Below are 17572 nucleotides of genomic sequence, written 5' to 3' on the forward strand. Positions count from 1 at the left end.
TTCGCCGCGCCGCGCCGCGCCGCGACGGGCTCGTGCTCGGGTTCGACGCTCCGTGAGTAGGCGGGAAGCAGTGTGCTTATTCGAAGCGCCGTTCTCGAGCCGTCACACGCAGCCCGCTGGAGCGTAACCGCTCGATCATCTCGCGAAAGCCCACCGGGAGTGCCCCGGCGGCGACCAGGTCGGCGTAGCGAGCTTCTGGGACGTCGTAGTGGTCACGGTCGAAACCACGTCGCGGAATGCCGGCTGCGGCCGCGAAAGCGTGCAATTCGTCAAGATTTGAATCACTCACGAGGTGTGCCCACACTGTTCCGTGCGCCGGCCAGCTAGGCTGGTCGATAAGTATTGCCATGATTGAAGTCTATGAGCCGCACTGGTTCAGACACCGTGGTTCAGACACGCCGCGCCATTGGTTTGACCACGGGTAGCGGATCAGGTAAAGTCAACCCTTGGTGTGCGTTAGGCAATATCAACGCAAACACCATGATTTTCTGAGTGCTCTGGGCCAACCGGTCCGGCCATGCAGCAAATTTCCAGATTCGGAGTCTTTTGGGGCTCCCCAACGATTGGTACGTAAAGTGGTTTACGCAGTTGTGCGCGCCGGAGGGCGGCAGGAGAAGGTAGAGGTCGGTACCATCGTGACGATGGACCGAATCAAGGCTGACAAGGACGGCAACGTCGAGCTGGCCGCCGTGCTTCTCGTCGACGGCGACAAGATCACCTCTGACTCTACGTCGCTGGCCAAGATCAAGGTCACTGCCGAGGTTTTGAACAACCTTCGCGGTCCGAAGATCGTCATCCAGAAGTTCAAGAACAAGACCGGGTACAAGAAGCGTCAGGGGCACCGTCAGGAGCTCACTCGCGTTCAGGTTACCGGCATCGCCTAGGCCTGAGGAGATAGACAGATGGCACACAAAAAAGGTGCGAGTTCCACTCGCAACGGTCGCGACTCGAACGCTCAGCGCCTCGGCGTAAAGCGCTTCGGAGGTCAGGTTGTCGGCGCGGGCGAGATCATCGTTCGTCAGCGCGGCACGCACTTCCACCCCGGCATCAACGTCGGTCGTGGCGGAGACGACACGCTCTTCGCCCTTGAGGCTGGCTCCGTGCAGTTCGGCGCCAAGGGTGGCCGCAAGGTCATCAACATTGTGGTCGCAGCCGCGTAGGTTTCCACAGCATAATATTTTTTAGCACAGCGTCAGGGCGGGCTTCGGTCCGCCCTGACGTGTTTGTCCGTGACAGATTTGATTACCGCACCTAGTTTCATAGCACCGTGTTTTGAAGCACTTCTTGCGCCACCTGAAAGGGGCACTCCATGGCCACATTCGTTGACCACGTGACGCTGCATTTACGAGCGGGCAATGGAGGAAACGGATGCGTTTCGGTCAAGCGCGAAAAGTTCAAACCCCTGGCCGGCCCCGATGGCGGTAACGGCGGGGGCGGCGGAGACCTCGTACTCGTCGCCGACCCGAGCACGACCACCCTGCTCGGATACCATCGTTCGCCCCACCGTAGCTCCGACAACGGTGGCCCCGGCATGGGGGACCACCGCAATGGTTATAACGGTGACATGCGCGAGCTTATGGTACCGATCGGCACGGTCGTCAAAGACGTAGACGGCAACCAACTCCTCGATATGAACGAACCCGGCCTGCGCCTCATCGTCGCACCCGGCGGCCAGGGCGGGCTCGGTAACGCTGCCCTCGCCTCGACCAAGCGCAAGGCCCCAGGCTTCGCTCTGCTCGGCACGCTTGGCTGGGAAGGTGACGTCTATCTCGAGCTCAAGACCGTAGCGGATGTCGCGCTCGTCGGGTATCCCTCCGCAGGCAAGTCCAGTCTTATCGCCGCCATGAGCGCGGCTCGGCCCAAGATCGCCGACTATCCCTTCACCACGCTGCACCCCAACCTCGGCGTCGTCGAGTCCGGTGAGTCGCGCTACACCATCGCCGACGTGCCCGGCCTCATCGAAGGAGCGAGCGAAGGCAAGGGCCTCGGCCTCGAGTTTCTGCGGCACGTCGAGCGGTGCACCGCCCTGCTGCACGTGTTGGATTGCGCCACACTTGAGCCTGGCCGCGACCCGATCAGCGACCTCGACGTCATCCTGAGCGAACTTGACGCCTACCCGGTACCCGAGGGTCAGAAACCGCTGCTGCAGCGTTCTCAGCTCGTGGCCTTGAACAAGATCGACGTGCCGGAAGGCCGCGAGCTGGCCTCCTTCGTCAAGGCAGACCTCGAAGCCCGTGGCTACCGCGTGTTCGAAATCTCCAGCGTCACTCACGAGGGTCTCAAGCAACTCAACTACGCCCTTGCCGAGGTCGTGGAGCAGGGCCGCGCCGAGACGGCCGCAGCTGAAGCGAAGAAGCCACGCATTATCATCCGTCCCAAGGCCGTCGACGAGGGTGGTTTCGTCATCAAGGTCGAGGGTGGCACCTTCGGCAACATCTACCGCATCCTCGGTACCAAACCGGAACGCTGGATTCAGCAGACCGATTTCACCAACGACGAAGCCGTCGGCTTCCTCGCCGACCGGCTCGCCAAACTCGGCATCGAGAACCAGCTGTACAAGTCGGGGGCCATTGCCGGTTCGACCGTCATCATCGGCCCTGGCCACGGTGTCGTCTTCGACTGGGAGCCCACGCTGACCTCGACCGCCGAGCTGATCACCGCTCCGCGCGGCACCGATTCCCGGCTCGACGAGCCCAAACGCCGCACGAGCAACGAACGCCGCGAGGAATACTTCGGTCGAATGGACGCCAAGTCCTCGGCCCGCGCCGAGCTCATTCGCGAGCGCGAAGCCGGCATGTGGCAGACCGGCGAAGAGGAATACAACGAAGACGTGCGCCTCGCCGACGTCGAATTGACCACCGATGGGGGAGTTGCTGCCGCCGACAGCTCGCCGGCGGCGACCGAAGCCGAGACTGGAGCCGAGACTGAAGCCGAGATCGAAGCCGAGACCGAAGCCGAGACCGAAGCCGAGACCGAAGCCGAGTTCGACCAAAGCAACGACGTCGACAGTGACACTGTGGAGGAAATTCAGAAGTGAGTGGTTTAGCCAGAGAAAACGTAGCGGGCGCGAAACGCGTTGTTGTGAAGGTGGGGTCGTCGTCGATCAGCGGCGAGAACTCCGACCAGATCACCCTCCTCGTTGACGCTTTGGCCGAGACATACGGTCGTGGGATCGAGGTCGTACTGATTTCTTCGGGTGCCGTCGCCACCGGAATGCCGTTCCTCAACCTCGAGGAGCGACCCAGCGATGTCGCCACGCAGCAGGCAGCCGCCGCCGTCGGGCAGAACGTATTGATCTTTCGCTATCAGGAAAGTCTGGACCGCTACGGCATCGCGGCGGGCACGGTGCTATTGACCGAGGGTGACGCCCTCAACGAACCGTACCGCAGCAATACCCGGCGCGCGCTCGAACGCCTGCTCGACCTGCGCATCCTGCCGGTCGTCAACGAGAACGACACCGTGGCGGTGTATGGTTTGCGGTTCGGAAGCAACGACCGCCTCGCTGCTCTGGTGGCGACACTCATCCGTGCGGACCTGTTGATCATGCTCAGCGACGTCGATGCGCTCTACACCAAGCCTCCGCACCTGCCGGGGGCGGTAAAGCTCGACTTCATCGGCGCGGACGATCCACTCGACGCATTCGAGTTCAGCTCCGGCGGGGCGACCGGAGTCGGCACCGGGGGAGCGAGCACCAAGGTCGTGGCCGCCCGTCTGGCAACCGAGGCTGGTACCGCTGTTCTCGTGACGTCGACCGAGCTGGCCGCCGCTGCCCTCCGCGGCGAGCACGTCGGCACCTGGTTCGAACCGAAAGCGACTCAAGAGCGCCACGCGCTGCTCTAGTGAAGTGGGGGCAGGCGCACTGTTTCTACTTACGGGTACCCTTTTGGGGGCGTCAACGTGATCGGCCTCATGCGTGACGATTCTGCTTCCCCTCAGTTAGATGCTCTTCGGACGCTACCGGGCAGCGTGCAGCGGTGAAAAACGTTCGCTGCATTCGGTAAGCTGCCACTAACCGCGCTCGGCGCGGTCGCTTTTTCGCCGAAGGTTGAGTCCGTGGGGTTGCACGTCGTGAGTTTTAAATTCGTGGGGCTTGCGAGGCGATGAGGGCGCATTCGCAGCACGTCGTTCGATCCGCGTCGCGCGTCGTAGTCAAGGTGGGATCCTCGTCGATCAGTGGTGAGAACTCCGGTCAAATTGCGCTCCTCGTTGATGCTTTGGCCGAAGCCCATGCTCGGGGTACCGAGGTGGTTCTGGTGTCATCCGGTGCCATCGCGATCGGAATGCCCTATCTGCAACTGCAGGAACGCCCCACCGACCTGGCCACCCAGCAGGCGGCGGCATCCGTTGGGCAGAATCTGCTGATCTTTCGCTACCAGGAGCGCCTCGACCGCTACGACATCGTAGCCGGTCAGGTGTTGCTCACGGCGAGTGACCTCGACAACGCCACTCACCGTGGTAACGCCCAGCGCGCCATGGAACGCCTGATGGCACTGCGTATACTGCCGATCGTCAACGAAAATGACACGGTCGCCACCCACGAAATTCGATTCGGCGACAATGATCGGCTGGCCGCACTCGTTGCCACTCTCATCGGCGCCGACCTGCTGGTGTTGCTCAGTGACGTGGACGCCCTCTATACCTGCCCACCAGACGTGCCCGGGGCAGCGCGGATCAGTCACGTTGCGTTCGGTGACCCTTTAGCCGGTATGACATTCGGTGCCACAACCGTCAATGGAGTCGGTACCGGGGGAGCCAGCACCAAGGTGACGGCGGCTCGCATCGCCGCCCAGGCCGGCACTGCAGTGCTGGTCACCGCTACCGGGCTGGTGGCCGAGGCTCTACGCGGGGACCCGGTGGGAACCTGGTTCGAATCCTCGACGGCTCCGTCGGCATTGCGGATTTCCTGAGGACCAAGAATGCTCTCCCGGATGCCTCCCGTAAACTAGGGATATGTTGCAGTCTCCGAACGATGTAGCCCAACTCACGCCCACCCTCGAGGCCGCGCGCACCGCCTCCCTGTCACTCGCGTCGGCGCCGACGGAGCTAAAAAACAAAGCCCTCAAGCTGATCGCCCAGGCGTTGCGTGATCATGTCGCAGAGGTCGTCACTGCGAACCGGGCCGACCTCGCCGCCGGCGTCACCAACGGTCTGCGTGACGGACTGCTGGACCGGCTGAAGCTCGATGAGCCCCGAATATTGGCCCTGGCGCATTCCGTCGACCAGATCGCGCTGCTCACCGACCCGGTCGGACAGATCGTGCGCGGCAGCAGCCTGCCCAACGGCATCAAGATCAGCCAGGTGCGCGTTCCCTTCGGCGTGATCGGGGTCATTTACGAAGCTCGGCCCAATGTCACGGTCGACCTCGCGGCCCTCGCGCTGAAGAGCGGAAATGCCGTTGTGCTCCGCGGTGGTTCCGCTGCCGAGAACAGCAACCGGGTGCTCATCGGCTTGGTGCAGGCGGCGATCATCGATGCCGGGCTCAACCCCGATTCAGTGCAGACCATCGATCCCTTTGGTAGAGCCGGTGCCACCGAGCTTATGAAGGCCCGCGGCTACGTCGACGTGCTCATTCCCCGTGGCAGTGCCACCCTTATTCAGACCGTGGTGGCCGAGTCCCAAGTACCGGTCATTGAAACCGGAGCCGGTGTCGTGCACGTCTTCCTTGACGAATCGGCCACCAAAGAGTGGGCGATCGAGATCGTGCACAATTCCAAGACGCACCGCCCGAGCGTTTGCAATGCCCTCGAAACCCTCCTCGTGCACCGAAGCGCCGCCGAACGACTGCTTCCCGCTGTGTTGGCCAAGCTTGCGGCATCCGGTGTCACCATCCATGCTGATGCCCGCACTCGGTCGATCTATCCCGCTGCGGTCCCGGCGACCGACGAAGACTGGGGCACCGAGTACATGAGCCTTGATATCTCCGTAGCAATCGTCGACTCACTTGACGAGGCCATCGCCCACATCCGCCGCTATTCCACGGGGCACACCGAGTCGATCATCACCAATAACCTGCAGAACGCGGAACGTTTTCTGAACGAGGTCGATTCGGCGGCGGTCATGGTCAATACCTCGACCCGGTTCACCGACGGCGGGGAGTTCGGGTTCGGCGCCGAGGTGGGAATCTCTACCCAGAAGCTGCACGCTCGCGGGCCGATGGGTTTACCGGAACTAACCAGCACAAAATGGATCGTGCGCGGCACCGGACAGGTGCGTGCTTAGGTCCGATGGCGGGGTCCGGCTAGAATAGGGCGACGGCGTGAGTCGCCAGGCCTGCGATCCGTCGCTGTCATCTCAAGCCGCGCTTAATCGGTGCGGCCCGTGAATGGAGAACCGATGTCTTTTCTGACTGCCGTGCTGACCGAAGTCGAGCACATCGCCCTGCCGTTGCCGCTCCTGGTCTACCCGATGGTCGCGGCCGTCTTGTTTCTGGCGCTCGGCGTCGTGGTGTGGAGCTTTCGTGACGTAGCGAACCGTCATAGCGGCAAGGCGAATGCTTACGCGGCCGCGCACGGCGGACATGGTGGCGCCTCTGGCACCGGTGGCCATTAGAAGCCTGATTTCACAGTGACAGTTCGTCGTCCACGTATCGGCGTAATGGGCGGAACGTTCGACCCCATCCACCATGGGCACCTGGTCGCCGCCAGCGAGGTGGCACAGAGTTTCGACCTCGACGAGGTGGTCTTCGTGCCGACCGGGCAGCCGTGGCAGAAAAGCGGCGTAACCCAAAGCGAACATCGATACCTGATGACCGTGATCGCAACCGCCTCCAATCCACGGTTCACGGTAAGCCGCGTCGATATCGACCGGGTCGGACCGACCTACACAATAGACACGTTGCGTGACCTGCATGAAGAGCGTCCGGACGCCGAATTGTTCTTCATTACCGGAGCAGACGCCATCACCCAGATTCTCGGCTGGAAAGACGTACGCGAACTCTGGGAGCTGGCGCACTTCGTCGCTGTGAGTCGCCCGGGGCATGAGCTGAGCGTTTCAGGATTACCGAACCAAGACGTAAGCTTGTTGGAGGTTCCGGCACTGGCCATTTCGTCCTCTGACTGCCGGGCACGGGTCAATCGGGGATTCCCGGTCTGGTATCTGGTCCCCGACGGGGTTGTCCAGTACATCTCAAAACATCATCTGTATCGGAGTGTGGCATGACGTTGGGAGAGCCTCAGCCGCTCAGCCGACGTCAGGCGCGCGAACTCGCCCGCGACCAGGGCGAAGCGGCTGCGTCACACGACGCAATCCCGACTCTCGACGTTCCGGTCCTGGCGCCGGCCGCGCTCCGCCCTGCATCCTTCGTCGCCTCAACGCAGCCTTCGACATCTCGTCGAACGAGCCGGCACCATACGACGTCCGAAATAGACGAGGCCCAGGAGACAGTATTTCCTAGCCCAAGTCCACTCGCAGCCGAGTCCGCGCCGTCTGCTCCGGTTTCGGCACCACACACGCCCAGTCGCCGGGAGTTACGTGCATTGCACGCGCGTGAGGAAGAGCGGGCCCTCTCTACCGGCGACTTTGCGATTTTGGCTGGTGAGCCAGTCGAGGCGAAACCTGCTGATGCTACGCCGGTCGAGCCCGAGCCCGAGCTAATCGAGCCCGATCTGATCAAGCCCGAGCTAACCCAGTTCGAGCCGGCCACTCCGGTCACCGTTGACCGGGTCGAACCCGAGCAATTGTATGCCGAACCGATCGTGGCCGAACCGATCGTCACGGCACCGATCGAGGCGCCAGCCTCGGCTGTCAGCTCCGCCACCGGTTGGATACCACCGATCGGGCACTGGTCGGTCGATGAGGATGCTCTACGCGTCGAAGCGCCAAAGCGTGACCAGTCCCTCGACGAACTGATCAACCGCGGTATCGGGGCCGGTGGGATCCCCACCACCACGAACGCGCTCATATTGCCGTCGATTCCGCATCAGGGCAGCAGCGTGAGTCCCATCTCCAATACCGGTGAGATCATGATCACCGGTTCATTCGACCTGCCGCGTAGTCTTGGCTCGACTGGCGCGCACCCGAATCTGTTCGATTCGTCGGAGATAGACCACATGATGGACCAGCTCGATGCCGATCAACTCGGGGGGGACTCGGCCCCGGTTAGTGCGAGTCGCGCTGTGAGTACGCATGCCTCGACGCGGGGAATGCTGGCCCCGCCCAAGAAACGCCGTGCCTCGCTTCCGATGATTCTCGTCATCGCGACGGCAGTTTTGGCTGTGAGCGTTCTAGCGCTTTTCGTGACCGGCTATCTGCTGGGCAATTTCTAGTGGCTCGAAGCCTTCAACCTCGTTCCACCCGCTCTATGATCCCCTGCTGTCCGCCTTCTTTCGTTCCCTCTTTCATCGCCGCAATGGCAATACCGCCTCGCTTTACAATCTCAAGGATTCATTCATGACCACTTCACCTCACGCCCTCGAGCTGCTTGCAATCGCCGTCGCTGCCGCCGACTCCAAGGGAGGAGAAGATCTTGTCGCTCTCGATGTCTCAAATCCGCTTCCTCTGGCCGATATCTTTTTCATCGTCACTGGCCGATCCGAGCGCAACGTGGTTGCGATTGCCGGTGAGATCGAAGACAAACTGATCGAGGCCGGCTACAAGCCGCTTCGTCGTGAGGGACGAGCTGCCGGTCGCTGGGTGCTGGTTGACTTCGGTGACCTGGTCGTGCACGTCTTCCACGAGGAAGAGCGCCAGTATTACTCCCTTGAGCGCCTGTGGAAAGATTGCCCGGTGATTCCAACCGGGATCCCCGCCAAACTGTCGGTAGAAGACGCCGTAGAAGAGGTCGCGGAGTAGTTTCGGTTTCGCAGATCCCATTCTGTGTTGTAAGCTAACAAAGTTGTTTCGAAGCAATTCGAAACAACAATCTGGGTCCGTGGCGCAGCTGGTAGCGCACCTGCATGGCATGCAGGGGGTCAGGGGTTCGAATCCCCTCGGATCCACCAAGTATGAAATAGCTCCGACATTGTCGGGGTTATTTTTTGTATTGGCAGTGTAGAAGTTGTGAATGCAAAAGAATACCGCGTGGCGGGTATCGGAATGCGGGTGGGGCAGCCATAATCTGTTAGTGGTTATTGCCACAACGAATGCATCCATCCCGAATGTATTTGACACCGTATTGGAGAAACTCAGAATGAAAAAGACCACGGTTCAGCTGCTCGACGACCTTGACGGTACCGTTATCGAGAATGGCTCCGGTGCGACCGTTTCCTTTACCTTTGAGGGTGACTCCTACGAGATCGATCTGTCTGCAGGGAATCTCGCTGAATTCCGATCTGCAATCAAGCCCTACGTAAATGTTTCACGGCGCGTTGGCTATGTGCCCGCCAAGCCGCGCGGTGCCAGTTCGGCTGGTTCAGACCGGGCCGAGCTGCAGGCCATCCGCGCCTGGGCTGCTGCCAACGGCACGCACGTATCCGACCGTGGGCGCATCTCCGGCACCGTGCGCGAGGCTTACGCCAAAGCGCACGCGTAGCAGACTCTCACGCAGACCATCACTGTGCATCAGCGTTGTCCGTGCCTGAGCGGCGACACCTACTCCGTCTGCTGCGGCCGCTTTCACGGTGGTGCTGCGTCACCACCAACGGCTGAATGGCTCATGCGTTCGCGGTATAGCGCGTTTTACCTCGGCGACACCCAGTACTTACTCAAGACCTGGCATCAGCTGACCAGGCCTGAATCATTCGAACTGGACCCGGAGATAACGTGGCGGCGGCTCGATATCGTGCGCACAGAGCGCGGCGGATTACTCGATAAAGAAGGCATCGTGGAATTCGCCGCGCACTATCGTGAAGACGGCATAGCAAGGCAGCATAAAGAAGTCAGTCGCTTTCTCAAGGTCGACCGCCAATGGTATTACTTCGATGCTGTGTCAGAGGGTCTGGCGTGGAAATAGCCCGGCTCGGCAATGGCGTGCGTCAGATTTCAACAGATTTGTCAGCGACGGGGATATTCGGCGACCATTTCCCAGACACGTAACCGAGGTTTGATAAATGTCAGAGCACCTCTCCCACGATATAGTCAGCGGCAGCGACCCGCGGCATCCGGTGCGGCGGGCACTGCGCCGAGCTCGCACGTGGGTCGACGGGCACCCGCATCTGCTCTTCGTCTATCGTCTCGGCGTCGCGCTGCTCGGCACGCTGATTACCGCGATCGGCATCCTTCTGATTCCCTTGCCGGGACCGGGGTGGCTCATCGTCTTTTTGGGCCTCGCCGTGCTCGGAACGGAATTCGCGTGGGCGCGTCGGTTTGGATCATTCCTCAAGCGCATTGTCGCTCGGGTCTGGACGTGGTGGCGTGTGCGACGTGATCGCCGGGTGGCGAGTTCTACCTGATCGCATCCGCGTATCTGCTGGCGGCGGAGGCGATTGGTCAGCGGCCCAGCGACGGTGCGGGAACGGTGACGAAAAGTGAAATCAAGATAGCGACGTAGACAATCACGAAGATCGCCGGGGTCACGTAACGCACGACATTGACCCACGCTGCCATAGCGATGATGCATCGGGTCAGCGAGCTGGGCGCCGTCACGGAACGCAGGTCCGCGATGACGGCCAGTCCCTCGTTGGCGGCTGCTATTTGCGCGAGCGCCCCGAAAATACCCGAGGCGAGCAAAATACCCGCCGCGGCAATGCGTACAGCCAGGTCGGCGGTGCCGAGTCCGAGTGCGAGAAAGCCCACGGTGGCGGTCAACAGAAAAGTTGGGGCGGCCTGGGACGCGATGATGTGTGCTCGCGCCTTGACCCACAAACTGATGAGGTCGATTTCGGTCATGGGGGTCTCCAGTCGTCGGGTGCAGAGAGCACGTGATTCCATTTTGGTGGCTCTGACAGTGCAAATCGAAAATGATGAACGAAATTCTGTCAGGACCTTGTTGCCCCGGCAGATTTATGTGCAGGGAAAGATTCACATGTCGTGAGAGGCGCTAATCGTCTGACGTGCACGGGTGAACCGGGATTCGATATTTTCGGAGTCGTCACCGTTTCTGTTTCTGTTTCTGTTACCGTCGCCGTCGCCAGTCGCGGAGAAGGCGGATATGTCGGCGGATGCCTGTAGCGTGTTCTGCAAGCGCGATCCGATCGCCTGGCTGCGCGTGCCCTCGTCGCTGCTTTCGCATCTGACCGTGTCTTATCTTCATCCCGAGGAGTCTCATGGAAACCTGGCCTGGAACCGCCTATCCCCTCGGCGCGACGTTTGATGGGAGCGGTACCAACTTCGCCCTGTTCAGCGAAGCCGCCCAACGCGTCGAGCTGTGTCTGATCGACGAGGACGGGGGTGAGACGCGGGTGGAGGTGCGCGAGTCATCCGCTTTTATTTGGCACTGTTACCTACCACTGGTACAGCCGGGCCAACGTTACGGGTATCGGGTGCACGGCACTTATGACCCGGCTGCCGGTAATCGGGCCAACCCGAGCAAGCTGCTGCTCGATCCATACGCCAAGGCCACGACCGAGGCCATCGACTGGGATCCCTCGCTCTTCTCCTACGATTTCGATGACCCCGACTCACCGAATAACGACGATTCCGCCTCGCACATGATGCTCGGCGTCGTCGTCAACCCGTTTTTCGACTGGACCGGTGACCGGTCTCTGCGCACACCGTACAGTGAGTCCTTCATCTACGAAGCACACGTCAAGGGCCTCACCAAGCTTCAACAATCAGTGCCCGAAACGCAGCGCGGCACCTACGCAGGGTTGGCGCATCCGTCGGTCATCGACCACCTGCAAAAGCTCGGCGTGACCGCCATCGAGCTGATGCCGGTGCACCAGTTCGTCGACGACGGAACCCTCGTTGATCAGGGCCTGAACAACTACTGGGGCTACAACACGATCGGATTCTTCGCGCCGCACAGCGCGTATTCCTCGACCGGCGACCTCGGGCAGCAGGTGCAGGAATTCAAGGGCATGGTGCGCAGCCTGCACGCCGCTGGCATCGAGGTCATTCTCGACGTGGTGTATAACCACACCGCCGAGGGCAACCATATGGGACCGACCCTGTCGTTCAAGGGCATCGACAATGAGGCCTACTATCGCCTGATGAACGACGACAAGCGCTACTACATGGACTACACCGGTACCGGAAACACCCTCAATGTGCGCCACCCGCATGTGCTGCAGCTCATCATGGACTCGCTGCGGTACTGGGTGCTTGAGATGCACGTCGACGGATTTCGCTTCGATCTGGCGTCGGCCCTGGCCCGAGACCTCTACGACGTCGACAAGCTCTCCACCTTCTTCGAGCTTGTGCAACAAGACCCGATCGTCTCGCAGGTCAAGCTCATCGCCGAACCGTGGGATGTCGGTCCCGGCGGCTACCAAGTGGGAAACTTTCCCTCCCAGTGGTCAGAATGGAACGGTCAGTACCGCGACACCGTGCGCGATTTTTGGCGTGGTGAGCCGTCCACTCTGGGCGAATTCGCCTCCCGCGTGGCCGGATCCGCCGACCTTTACGAGCACTCCGGGCGCCGCCCGATGGCCTCAATCAACTTCGTAACCGCGCACGACGGTTTCACCCTCGCCGACCTCGTCTCGTACGACGAGAAACACAACGATGCCAACGGCGAAGACAACACAGATGGCGAGTCGCACAACCGCTCGTGGAACTCCGGTGTCGAGGGCCCCAGTGATGATCCGTCGATTCGCGGGCTCCGCGCCCGGCAGGCACGCAATTTCATCGCGACGCTGCTTTTGTCGCAGGGAGTACCGATGTTGCTGCACGGCGACGAACTGGGCCGTACGCAGCTCGGCAACAACAACACCTACGCGCAGGATTCCGAGTTGACCTGGATTCACTGGGACGAGGCCGATGTGCCGCTGATCGAATTCACGGCGGCCGTATCCCGCCTGCGCCGTGAGCACCCAACTTTTCGGCGCAGCAGATTCTTCGACGGTCGACCCGGAAAGCGGGTAGCGGGCGAATCGCTGCCCGATATCGTCTGGCTCAACACCGATGGTGAACCGATGGCTCCCACAGACTGGGATGAAAGCCTGGCCCGCACAGTGGCCAAATTTCTCAACGGTAACGGAATCCGCGAGCGTGACGCGCGAGGCCAGGACGTCACCGACGACAACTTTCTCCTCTTGTTCAACGCCGACGCCGAAGACGAGGAATTCAGGCTCCCGCCCGATGAGTACGCCCCGGCCTGGGAGATCGTGGTCGACACCGCCGGCGACGGCGCCGATTCCACCCCCCGTCCGGCCGGAGCGATTCACACCGTGGCCGGTCGTTCCCTCGCGGTGCTGCGCGCCTATTACGAACCCGAAGTTGTACCGGATCACTCCGTCGCAGCGTCACTGGCCGGTGCCACCGGCTTGATGATCCTTGCCGGCCACAGCGAAGGGCCAGGCTGATGACCGACGAACCAAGTAGTGCGGCAACGGAGCCGATACCCGTACCGCGCTCGACCTATCGACTGCAGATTACCCCGGCCTTCGACCTGGATGCCGCCGCAGCAACGGTCGACTATATTCGCGATCTCGGTGCCGACTGGGTCTACCTCTCGCCGTTGCTGCAGGCCGAGGCCGGATCGGATCACGGGTATGACGTCGTCGATCATTCCCTCGTCGACCCGGCCAGGGGCGGGGCGGATGCCCTGGATCGGTTCGCGACAGCGGCCCACCTGTCGGGGCGGGGCGTACTCGTGGACATCGTGCCGAACCACATGGGGGTCGCGACGCCGCGGCAGAATTCCTGGTGGTGGGATCTGCTCCAAAATGGCCAACAGTCGCGTTACGCCGAGGCTTTTGACGTGGACTGGGCCTTCGGCCGGGGGCGAATTCGCATTCCGGTGCTAGGGGACGGGCCTGGCCAGCTCGACCAGTTGAAGATTGTCGACGGCGAACTGCACTACTTCGATAATCGCTTTCCGATTGCTGCCGGATCGGCCGACACCGGTGCCAGCCCAGCCGGTGTGCACGATCGGCAGAACTATGAGCTGGTGAACTGGCGGCGCGCCGACGACGCATTGAACTACCGTCGATTCTTCGCTGTGAACAGTCTGGCCGGTATTCGCGTCGAAATACCGTGGGTGTTCGAGGAGTCGCACCGTGAGATCGTGCGTTGGGTGCGTGAGGGTCTCGTGCAGGGACTGCGGGTCGACCACCCGGATGGCCTGGCCGACCCGGCCGCTTATCTCGAGGCGCTGCGTCGTGCCACACATGGCGCTTACGTTCTGGTCGAGAAAATTCTCGAGGGGCCAGAGCAACTGCCCACGAGCTGGGCTACGGCCGGTACCACCGGGTATGACGCCCTCACCGACGTCGATCGGGTTCTGGTTGATCCGGCCGGTCAGGTAGATCTCGACGCACTGGAGTTGCGGCTGCAGGGGGAGAACGCGGCTGGGTGGGGGACGCTGATGTATCTCAACAAGCGTGCGGTGGCCGACGGCATTCTGCGCTCGGAGGTGCTGCGCATCGCTCGCCTAGTACCAAGCGACGAGCAGAGCAACGACCACACCGCCGACGCTCTCGCCGAACTTCTCGCCTGGTTCCCGGTCTATCGTTCCTACCTGCCGCTGGGCCGGGGCAACCTGCAGGCGGCGGCGAATCGATCGATCGCCCACAGACCCGAATTCGAGGCCGAAATCCACCGGCTCCTGCCGCTGCTGGGCGACCAGGAGCATCCGGCTGCCGTGCGCTTTCAACAAACGTCGGGCATGGTCATGGCCAAGGGTGTCGAGGATCGGGCCTACTACCGATTCAGCCGGCTGACCTCGCTCAATGAAGTCGGCGCTGACCCCGATGAGTTTGCGGTCACGGTAGCGGAATTCCATGAGCGGCAGCGAGCGCGCCAGGCCGGGTTTCCGCTGTCGATGACAACCCTGTCAACCCACGATACGAAACGTGGCGAAGACGTGCGGGCGCGCATCTCGGTGCTCGCTGAGATCCCCGCTCGCTGGGGGGCCATGCTCGAGCAACTGCGGGCGCGCCATCCGCTTGATGACGCGCCGTTTGAGAACCTGCTCTGGCAGGCGATCGTCGGCGCCTGGCCAGCCAGCCGGGAGCGCCTCTTCGCCTACGCGCTCAAAGCGGCGCGCGAGGCCGGAACGTCGACCACCTGGACCGAGCAGAACGCTGATTTTGAGGCGAAACTCGAGGGAATGATCACCGCCGTCGTCAGTCCCGGACCGACCCACGACCTCATCATCGGTCTGGTCTCTGAACTGCAGCAGGCAGGCTGGAGTAATTCGCTCTCGCTCAAACTGTTGCAACTGACCATACCGGGAGTCCCCGACGTGTATCAGGGCAGTGAGCTGTGGGAGACGTCGCTGGTCGACCCGGACAACCGGCGCCCGGTCGACTATGAGGTGCGCCGCGAACTGCTGACCCGCATCGACGACGGATGGCTCCCTCCCATCGACGAGGGCGCAGCCGCCAAGCTGCTGATCACCTCGCGCGCCCTGAGGCTGCGCCGGGACCGGGCGGGCTTGTTCACTCGCTACGTTTCGATACCCGCCTGTGGCGCGGCCGCCGGGCACATCGTGGCATTCGATCGCGGGGGAGCGATCACGCTGGCCACCCGGTTGCCGACAGGGCTGCGCCGCGACGGGGGCTGGGGCGACACGACCGTTGTGGTGGCCGGCCGCAGCTACGTCGACGTGCTCACCCAGGAGAGGTTCCATGGCCCGAGCTTGCGCGTCGCTGATGTTCTCGCACGCTACCCCGCAGCTCTGCTGGTCGCCGATGACGATGACGATGACGATGACGATGATCGAGGTACCCCGTTCGACTCCGCCCTCCACAACCGCACAGGACGACACACATGAACGATCAGAAATTTGAGGTCTGGGCACCCGACGCGCACTCCGTGCAGGTGCAGCTCGGGTCGCGCAGGCTCGAGCTGACGGCGCGCGGTGACGGCTGGTGGGAGCTGCCGGCATCGATTCCCCCTGCCGGTGCAGGCGGAATCGACTATGGGTTCATCGTCGACGGGAGCGGGCCGTTCCCAGACCCGCGCGCGCGGCGTCAGCCCGATGGGGTTCACGCCCTGTCGCGCACCTTCAACTCCGCTGAACATATCTGGCAGGACACCGCCTGGACCGGTCGCCAACTCGCCGGCGCCATCATCTATGAGCTACATGTGGGAACGTTCACGCCCGAGGGCACGTTCGAAGCAGCAGCGAGCCGACTCGATCACCTGAAATCGATCGGTGTCGACTTCGTTGAACTGTTGCCGGTGAACGCGTTCAACGGAACGCACAACTGGGGTTACGACGGTGTGCTCTGGTACGCCGTGCACGAAGGCTACGGCGGCCCGGCCGGGTATCAGAATTTCGTCGACGCCTGTCACCGGCATGGCATCGGCGTGATTCAGGATGTCGTGTACAACCACCTCGGTCCGAGCGGCAACTATCTGCCCCGGTTCGGTCCATATCTGAGCGAGGCGGCGGAAAACACCTGGGGTTCCTCGCTCAACCTCGACGGGCCGCACTCCGACCCGGTACGCCGCTATATTCTAGATAATGCCCTGATGTGGCTCGGCGAATACCACGTCGACGGCCTGCGACTCGACGCTGTCCACGCGCTGCGCGACACGAGCGCCACCCACCTACTCGAGCAACTCGCCACCGAGGTCGCCTCGCTCAGCGCCGCAATCGGGCGTCCGCTCACCCTGATAGCCGAATCCGACCTCAACGATCCGCGCCTCATCACGCCCAAAGCGGCGAACGGTTACGGCCTGGACGCCCAGTGGAGTGACGACTTCCACCACGCCGTGCACGTGGCCCTCACCGCGGAAACCGCCGGGTATTACGCCGACTTTGAGCCGCTTGATGCCCTCGCCAAGGTGATCACCCACGGATTCTTTCACGACGGCACGTATTCGAGTTTTCGTGAACGCACCCACGGCCGCCGCATCGATCGCGAACGGATGCCCACTTGGCGACTGGTCGTCGCATCCCAGAATCACGACCAGATCGGCAATCGAGCCATCGGCGACCGCCTCAGCGCCCAGCTGGATGTGGGTCAACTCGCCATTGCGGCCGCGCTGATTCTGCTCGGGCCGTATACGCCGATGCTGTTCATGGGGGAGGAATGGGGTGCGACAACGCCGTGGCAGTTCTTTACATCGCATCCCGAGCCCGAGCTCGGCACAGCAACGGCCACCGGGCGTATCAACGAGTTCGCCCGGATGGGCTGGGATCAGCAGATCGTTCCCGACCCGCAGGACCGGGCCACGTTCGAGCGTTTCAAACTCAACTGGAGCGAGTTAGGCGAGACCGAGCATGGTCGGCTGCTCGGGTTCTATCGTGACCTCGCGGTGCTTCGACGTTCGCATCCCGACGTTACCGATCCACGGTTCGACCAGATTGGTGTGGAGTTCGATGCTGCCGACGAGTGGTTGCGGCTGCGCCGTGGCGGCATAGAGGTTGTGATCAACTTCGGTGAGCGGTCGGTACACGTGCCGGCCGGTGGGGGAGAGGTGGTGTTGTCTTTCGCGACCGGTCCCAATGCTGTGCAGGATCGGCTGCCCAATGCTGTGCAGCTGGCTCCGCACTCCGTCGTCGTGTTGGCCTGAGCTGATCTGTGCTGGCGTGCGCTGAGCTGATGGGCTGCGCTGGTGACGGATCTGGTCTGGCAAGATG

Annotated in this window: 18 protein-coding genes and 1 tRNA gene; 17 read left to right on the forward strand and 2 right to left on the reverse strand. The window is 62.2% G+C overall.

All coding sequences use genetic code 11. The features are described from left to right. Nucleotides 1-76 precede the first annotated feature (76 nt). Complete coding sequence (locus CXY72_RS17560; protein ID WP_104128961.1) at nt 77-349, reverse strand: DUF4031 domain-containing protein; 273 nt, start codon at nt 347-349, stop codon at nt 77-79. A 226-nt stretch (nt 350-575) separates the two neighbouring features. Between CXY72_RS17560 and rplU the strand changes: the two genes are divergently transcribed. From rplU to CXY72_RS17630, 14 genes are all read left to right on the forward strand, one after another. Then, nucleotides 576-884 carry a 50S ribosomal protein L21 gene (gene rplU, locus CXY72_RS17565; RefSeq protein ID WP_104081810.1) on the forward strand — a complete coding sequence of 103 codons (309 nt, stop codon included), beginning with the start codon at nt 576-578 and terminating at the stop codon, nt 882-884. An 18-nt stretch (nt 885-902) separates the two neighbouring features. Continuing rightward, complete coding sequence (rpmA, locus tag CXY72_RS17570; RefSeq protein WP_104128962.1) at nt 903-1160, forward strand: 50S ribosomal protein L27; 258 nt, start codon at nt 903-905, stop codon at nt 1158-1160. A gap of 149 nt (nt 1161-1309) precedes the next feature. After that, complete coding sequence (gene obgE / locus CXY72_RS17575) at nt 1310-3037, forward strand: GTPase ObgE (protein WP_199184086.1); 1728 nt, start codon at nt 1310-1312, stop codon at nt 3035-3037. After that, nucleotides 3034-3840, forward strand: a complete 807-nt coding sequence (gene proB / locus CXY72_RS17580; RefSeq protein ID WP_104128963.1) for a glutamate 5-kinase — start codon at nt 3034-3036, stop codon at nt 3838-3840. Before obgE ends, proB (CXY72_RS17580) begins: the two co-directional genes overlap by 4 nt. A gap of 260 nt (nt 3841-4100) precedes the next feature. Continuing rightward, nucleotides 4101-4907 carry a glutamate 5-kinase gene (proB, locus tag CXY72_RS17585; RefSeq protein ID WP_104128964.1) on the forward strand — a complete coding sequence of 269 codons (807 nt, stop codon included), beginning with the start codon at nt 4101-4103 and terminating at the stop codon, nt 4905-4907. A gap of 43 nt (nt 4908-4950) precedes the next feature. Continuing rightward, on the forward strand, nt 4951-6219 hold the full coding sequence (locus tag CXY72_RS17590) for a glutamate-5-semialdehyde dehydrogenase (RefSeq protein ID WP_104128965.1): 1269 nt from the start codon (nt 4951-4953) through the stop codon (nt 6217-6219). 114 nt (nt 6220-6333) lie between these two features. After that, nucleotides 6334-6549 (forward strand): hypothetical protein, encoded by a 216-nt coding sequence (locus CXY72_RS17595; RefSeq protein WP_104128966.1) that lies wholly within the window; start codon nt 6334-6336, stop codon nt 6547-6549. Between the two features lie 15 nt (nt 6550-6564). Further along, nucleotides 6565-7158 (forward strand): nicotinate-nucleotide adenylyltransferase, encoded by a 594-nt coding sequence (nadD, locus tag CXY72_RS17600; protein WP_104128967.1) that lies wholly within the window; start codon nt 6565-6567, stop codon nt 7156-7158. A 317-nt stretch (nt 7159-7475) separates the two neighbouring features. Beyond that, nucleotides 7476-8264 (forward strand): hypothetical protein, encoded by a 789-nt coding sequence (locus CXY72_RS17605; protein WP_146071228.1) that lies wholly within the window; start codon nt 7476-7478, stop codon nt 8262-8264. Between the two features lie 124 nt (nt 8265-8388). Beyond that, on the forward strand, nt 8389-8790 hold the full coding sequence (gene rsfS, locus CXY72_RS17610; RefSeq protein WP_104128969.1) for a ribosome silencing factor: 402 nt from the start codon (nt 8389-8391) through the stop codon (nt 8788-8790). Between the two features lie 73 nt (nt 8791-8863). Continuing rightward, nucleotides 8864-8939, forward strand: a tRNA-Ala gene (locus CXY72_RS17615). Nucleotides 8940-9001: 62 nt separating this feature from the next. Further along, nucleotides 9002-9469 (forward strand): Lsr2 family protein, encoded by a 468-nt coding sequence (locus CXY72_RS17620; protein ID WP_233197928.1) that lies wholly within the window; start codon nt 9002-9004, stop codon nt 9467-9469. Between the two features lie 24 nt (nt 9470-9493). Further along, entirely contained in the window at nt 9494-9889 is a 396-nt protein-coding gene (locus CXY72_RS17625; protein ID WP_104128971.1) for a YchJ family protein, read from the forward strand. Between the two features lie 97 nt (nt 9890-9986). After that, nucleotides 9987-10328 carry a TIGR02611 family protein gene (locus CXY72_RS17630; protein WP_104128972.1) on the forward strand — a complete coding sequence of 114 codons (342 nt, stop codon included), beginning with the start codon at nt 9987-9989 and terminating at the stop codon, nt 10326-10328. Between the two features lie 37 nt (nt 10329-10365). On the opposite strand, the gene CXY72_RS17635 is transcribed toward CXY72_RS17630, so the two are convergent. Next, nucleotides 10366-10764, reverse strand: coding sequence for a hypothetical protein (locus CXY72_RS17635; protein ID WP_104128973.1), 399 nt, complete (start codon nt 10762-10764; stop codon nt 10366-10368). A 377-nt stretch (nt 10765-11141) separates the two neighbouring features. Between CXY72_RS17635 and glgX the strand changes: the two genes are divergently transcribed. From glgX to treZ, 3 genes are read left to right on the forward strand one after another with little or no spacing between them, the layout of a single operon-like run. Further along, on the forward strand, nt 11142-13340 hold the full coding sequence (gene glgX, locus CXY72_RS17640; protein WP_104128974.1) for a glycogen debranching protein GlgX: 2199 nt from the start codon (nt 11142-11144) through the stop codon (nt 13338-13340). Then, a complete protein-coding gene (gene treY / locus CXY72_RS17645; RefSeq protein ID WP_370446280.1) occupies nt 13340-15754 on the forward strand; it encodes a malto-oligosyltrehalose synthase in 2415 nt (804 codons plus the stop codon). The genes glgX and treY overlap by 1 nt, the downstream gene beginning before the upstream one ends. Next, a complete protein-coding gene (gene treZ / locus CXY72_RS17650) occupies nt 15751-17505 on the forward strand; it encodes a malto-oligosyltrehalose trehalohydrolase (protein ID WP_104128975.1) in 1755 nt (584 codons plus the stop codon). The genes treY and treZ overlap by 4 nt, the downstream gene beginning before the upstream one ends. Nucleotides 17506-17572 lie beyond the last annotated feature (67 nt).

The organism is Cryobacterium sp. Y57 (genome assembly GCF_002929505.1).
Taxonomy (GTDB): domain Bacteria; phylum Actinomycetota; class Actinomycetes; order Actinomycetales; family Microbacteriaceae; genus Cryobacterium.

What these genes read in the sequence shown, in the direction of transcription:
- proB (WP_104128964.1), top strand. Translation starts at nt 4,101, where the DNA reads ATGAGGGCGCATTCGCAGCACGTCGTTCGATCCGCGTCGCGCGTCGTA.
- treY (WP_370446280.1), top strand. Translation starts at nt 13,340, where the DNA reads ATGACCGACGAACCAAGTAGTGCGGCAACGGAGCCGATACCCGTACCG.
- rsfS (WP_104128969.1), top strand. Translation starts at nt 8,389, where the DNA reads ATGACCACTTCACCTCACGCCCTCGAGCTGCTTGCAATCGCCGTCGCT.
- CXY72_RS17595 (WP_104128966.1), top strand. Translation starts at nt 6,334, where the DNA reads ATGTCTTTTCTGACTGCCGTGCTGACCGAAGTCGAGCACATCGCCCTG.
- CXY72_RS17630 (WP_104128972.1), top strand. Translation starts at nt 9,987, where the DNA reads ATGTCAGAGCACCTCTCCCACGATATAGTCAGCGGCAGCGACCCGCGG.
- treZ (WP_104128975.1), top strand. Translation starts at nt 15,751, where the DNA reads ATGAACGATCAGAAATTTGAGGTCTGGGCACCCGACGCGCACTCCGTG.
- glgX (WP_104128974.1), top strand. Translation starts at nt 11,142, where the DNA reads ATGGAAACCTGGCCTGGAACCGCCTATCCCCTCGGCGCGACGTTTGAT.
- CXY72_RS17560 (WP_104128961.1), bottom strand. Translation starts at nt 349, where the DNA reads ATGGCAATACTTATCGACCAGCCTAGCTGGCCGGCGCACGGAACAGTG.
- CXY72_RS17590 (WP_104128965.1), top strand. Translation starts at nt 4,951, where the DNA reads ATGTTGCAGTCTCCGAACGATGTAGCCCAACTCACGCCCACCCTCGAG.
- obgE (WP_199184086.1), top strand. Translation starts at nt 1,310, where the DNA reads ATGGCCACATTCGTTGACCACGTGACGCTGCATTTACGAGCGGGCAAT.
- CXY72_RS17635 (WP_104128973.1), bottom strand. Translation starts at nt 10,764, where the DNA reads ATGACCGAAATCGACCTCATCAGTTTGTGGGTCAAGGCGCGAGCACAC.
- CXY72_RS17620 (WP_233197928.1), top strand. Translation starts at nt 9,002, where the DNA reads ATGCAAAAGAATACCGCGTGGCGGGTATCGGAATGCGGGTGGGGCAGC.
- rpmA (WP_104128962.1), top strand. Translation starts at nt 903, where the DNA reads ATGGCACACAAAAAAGGTGCGAGTTCCACTCGCAACGGTCGCGACTCG.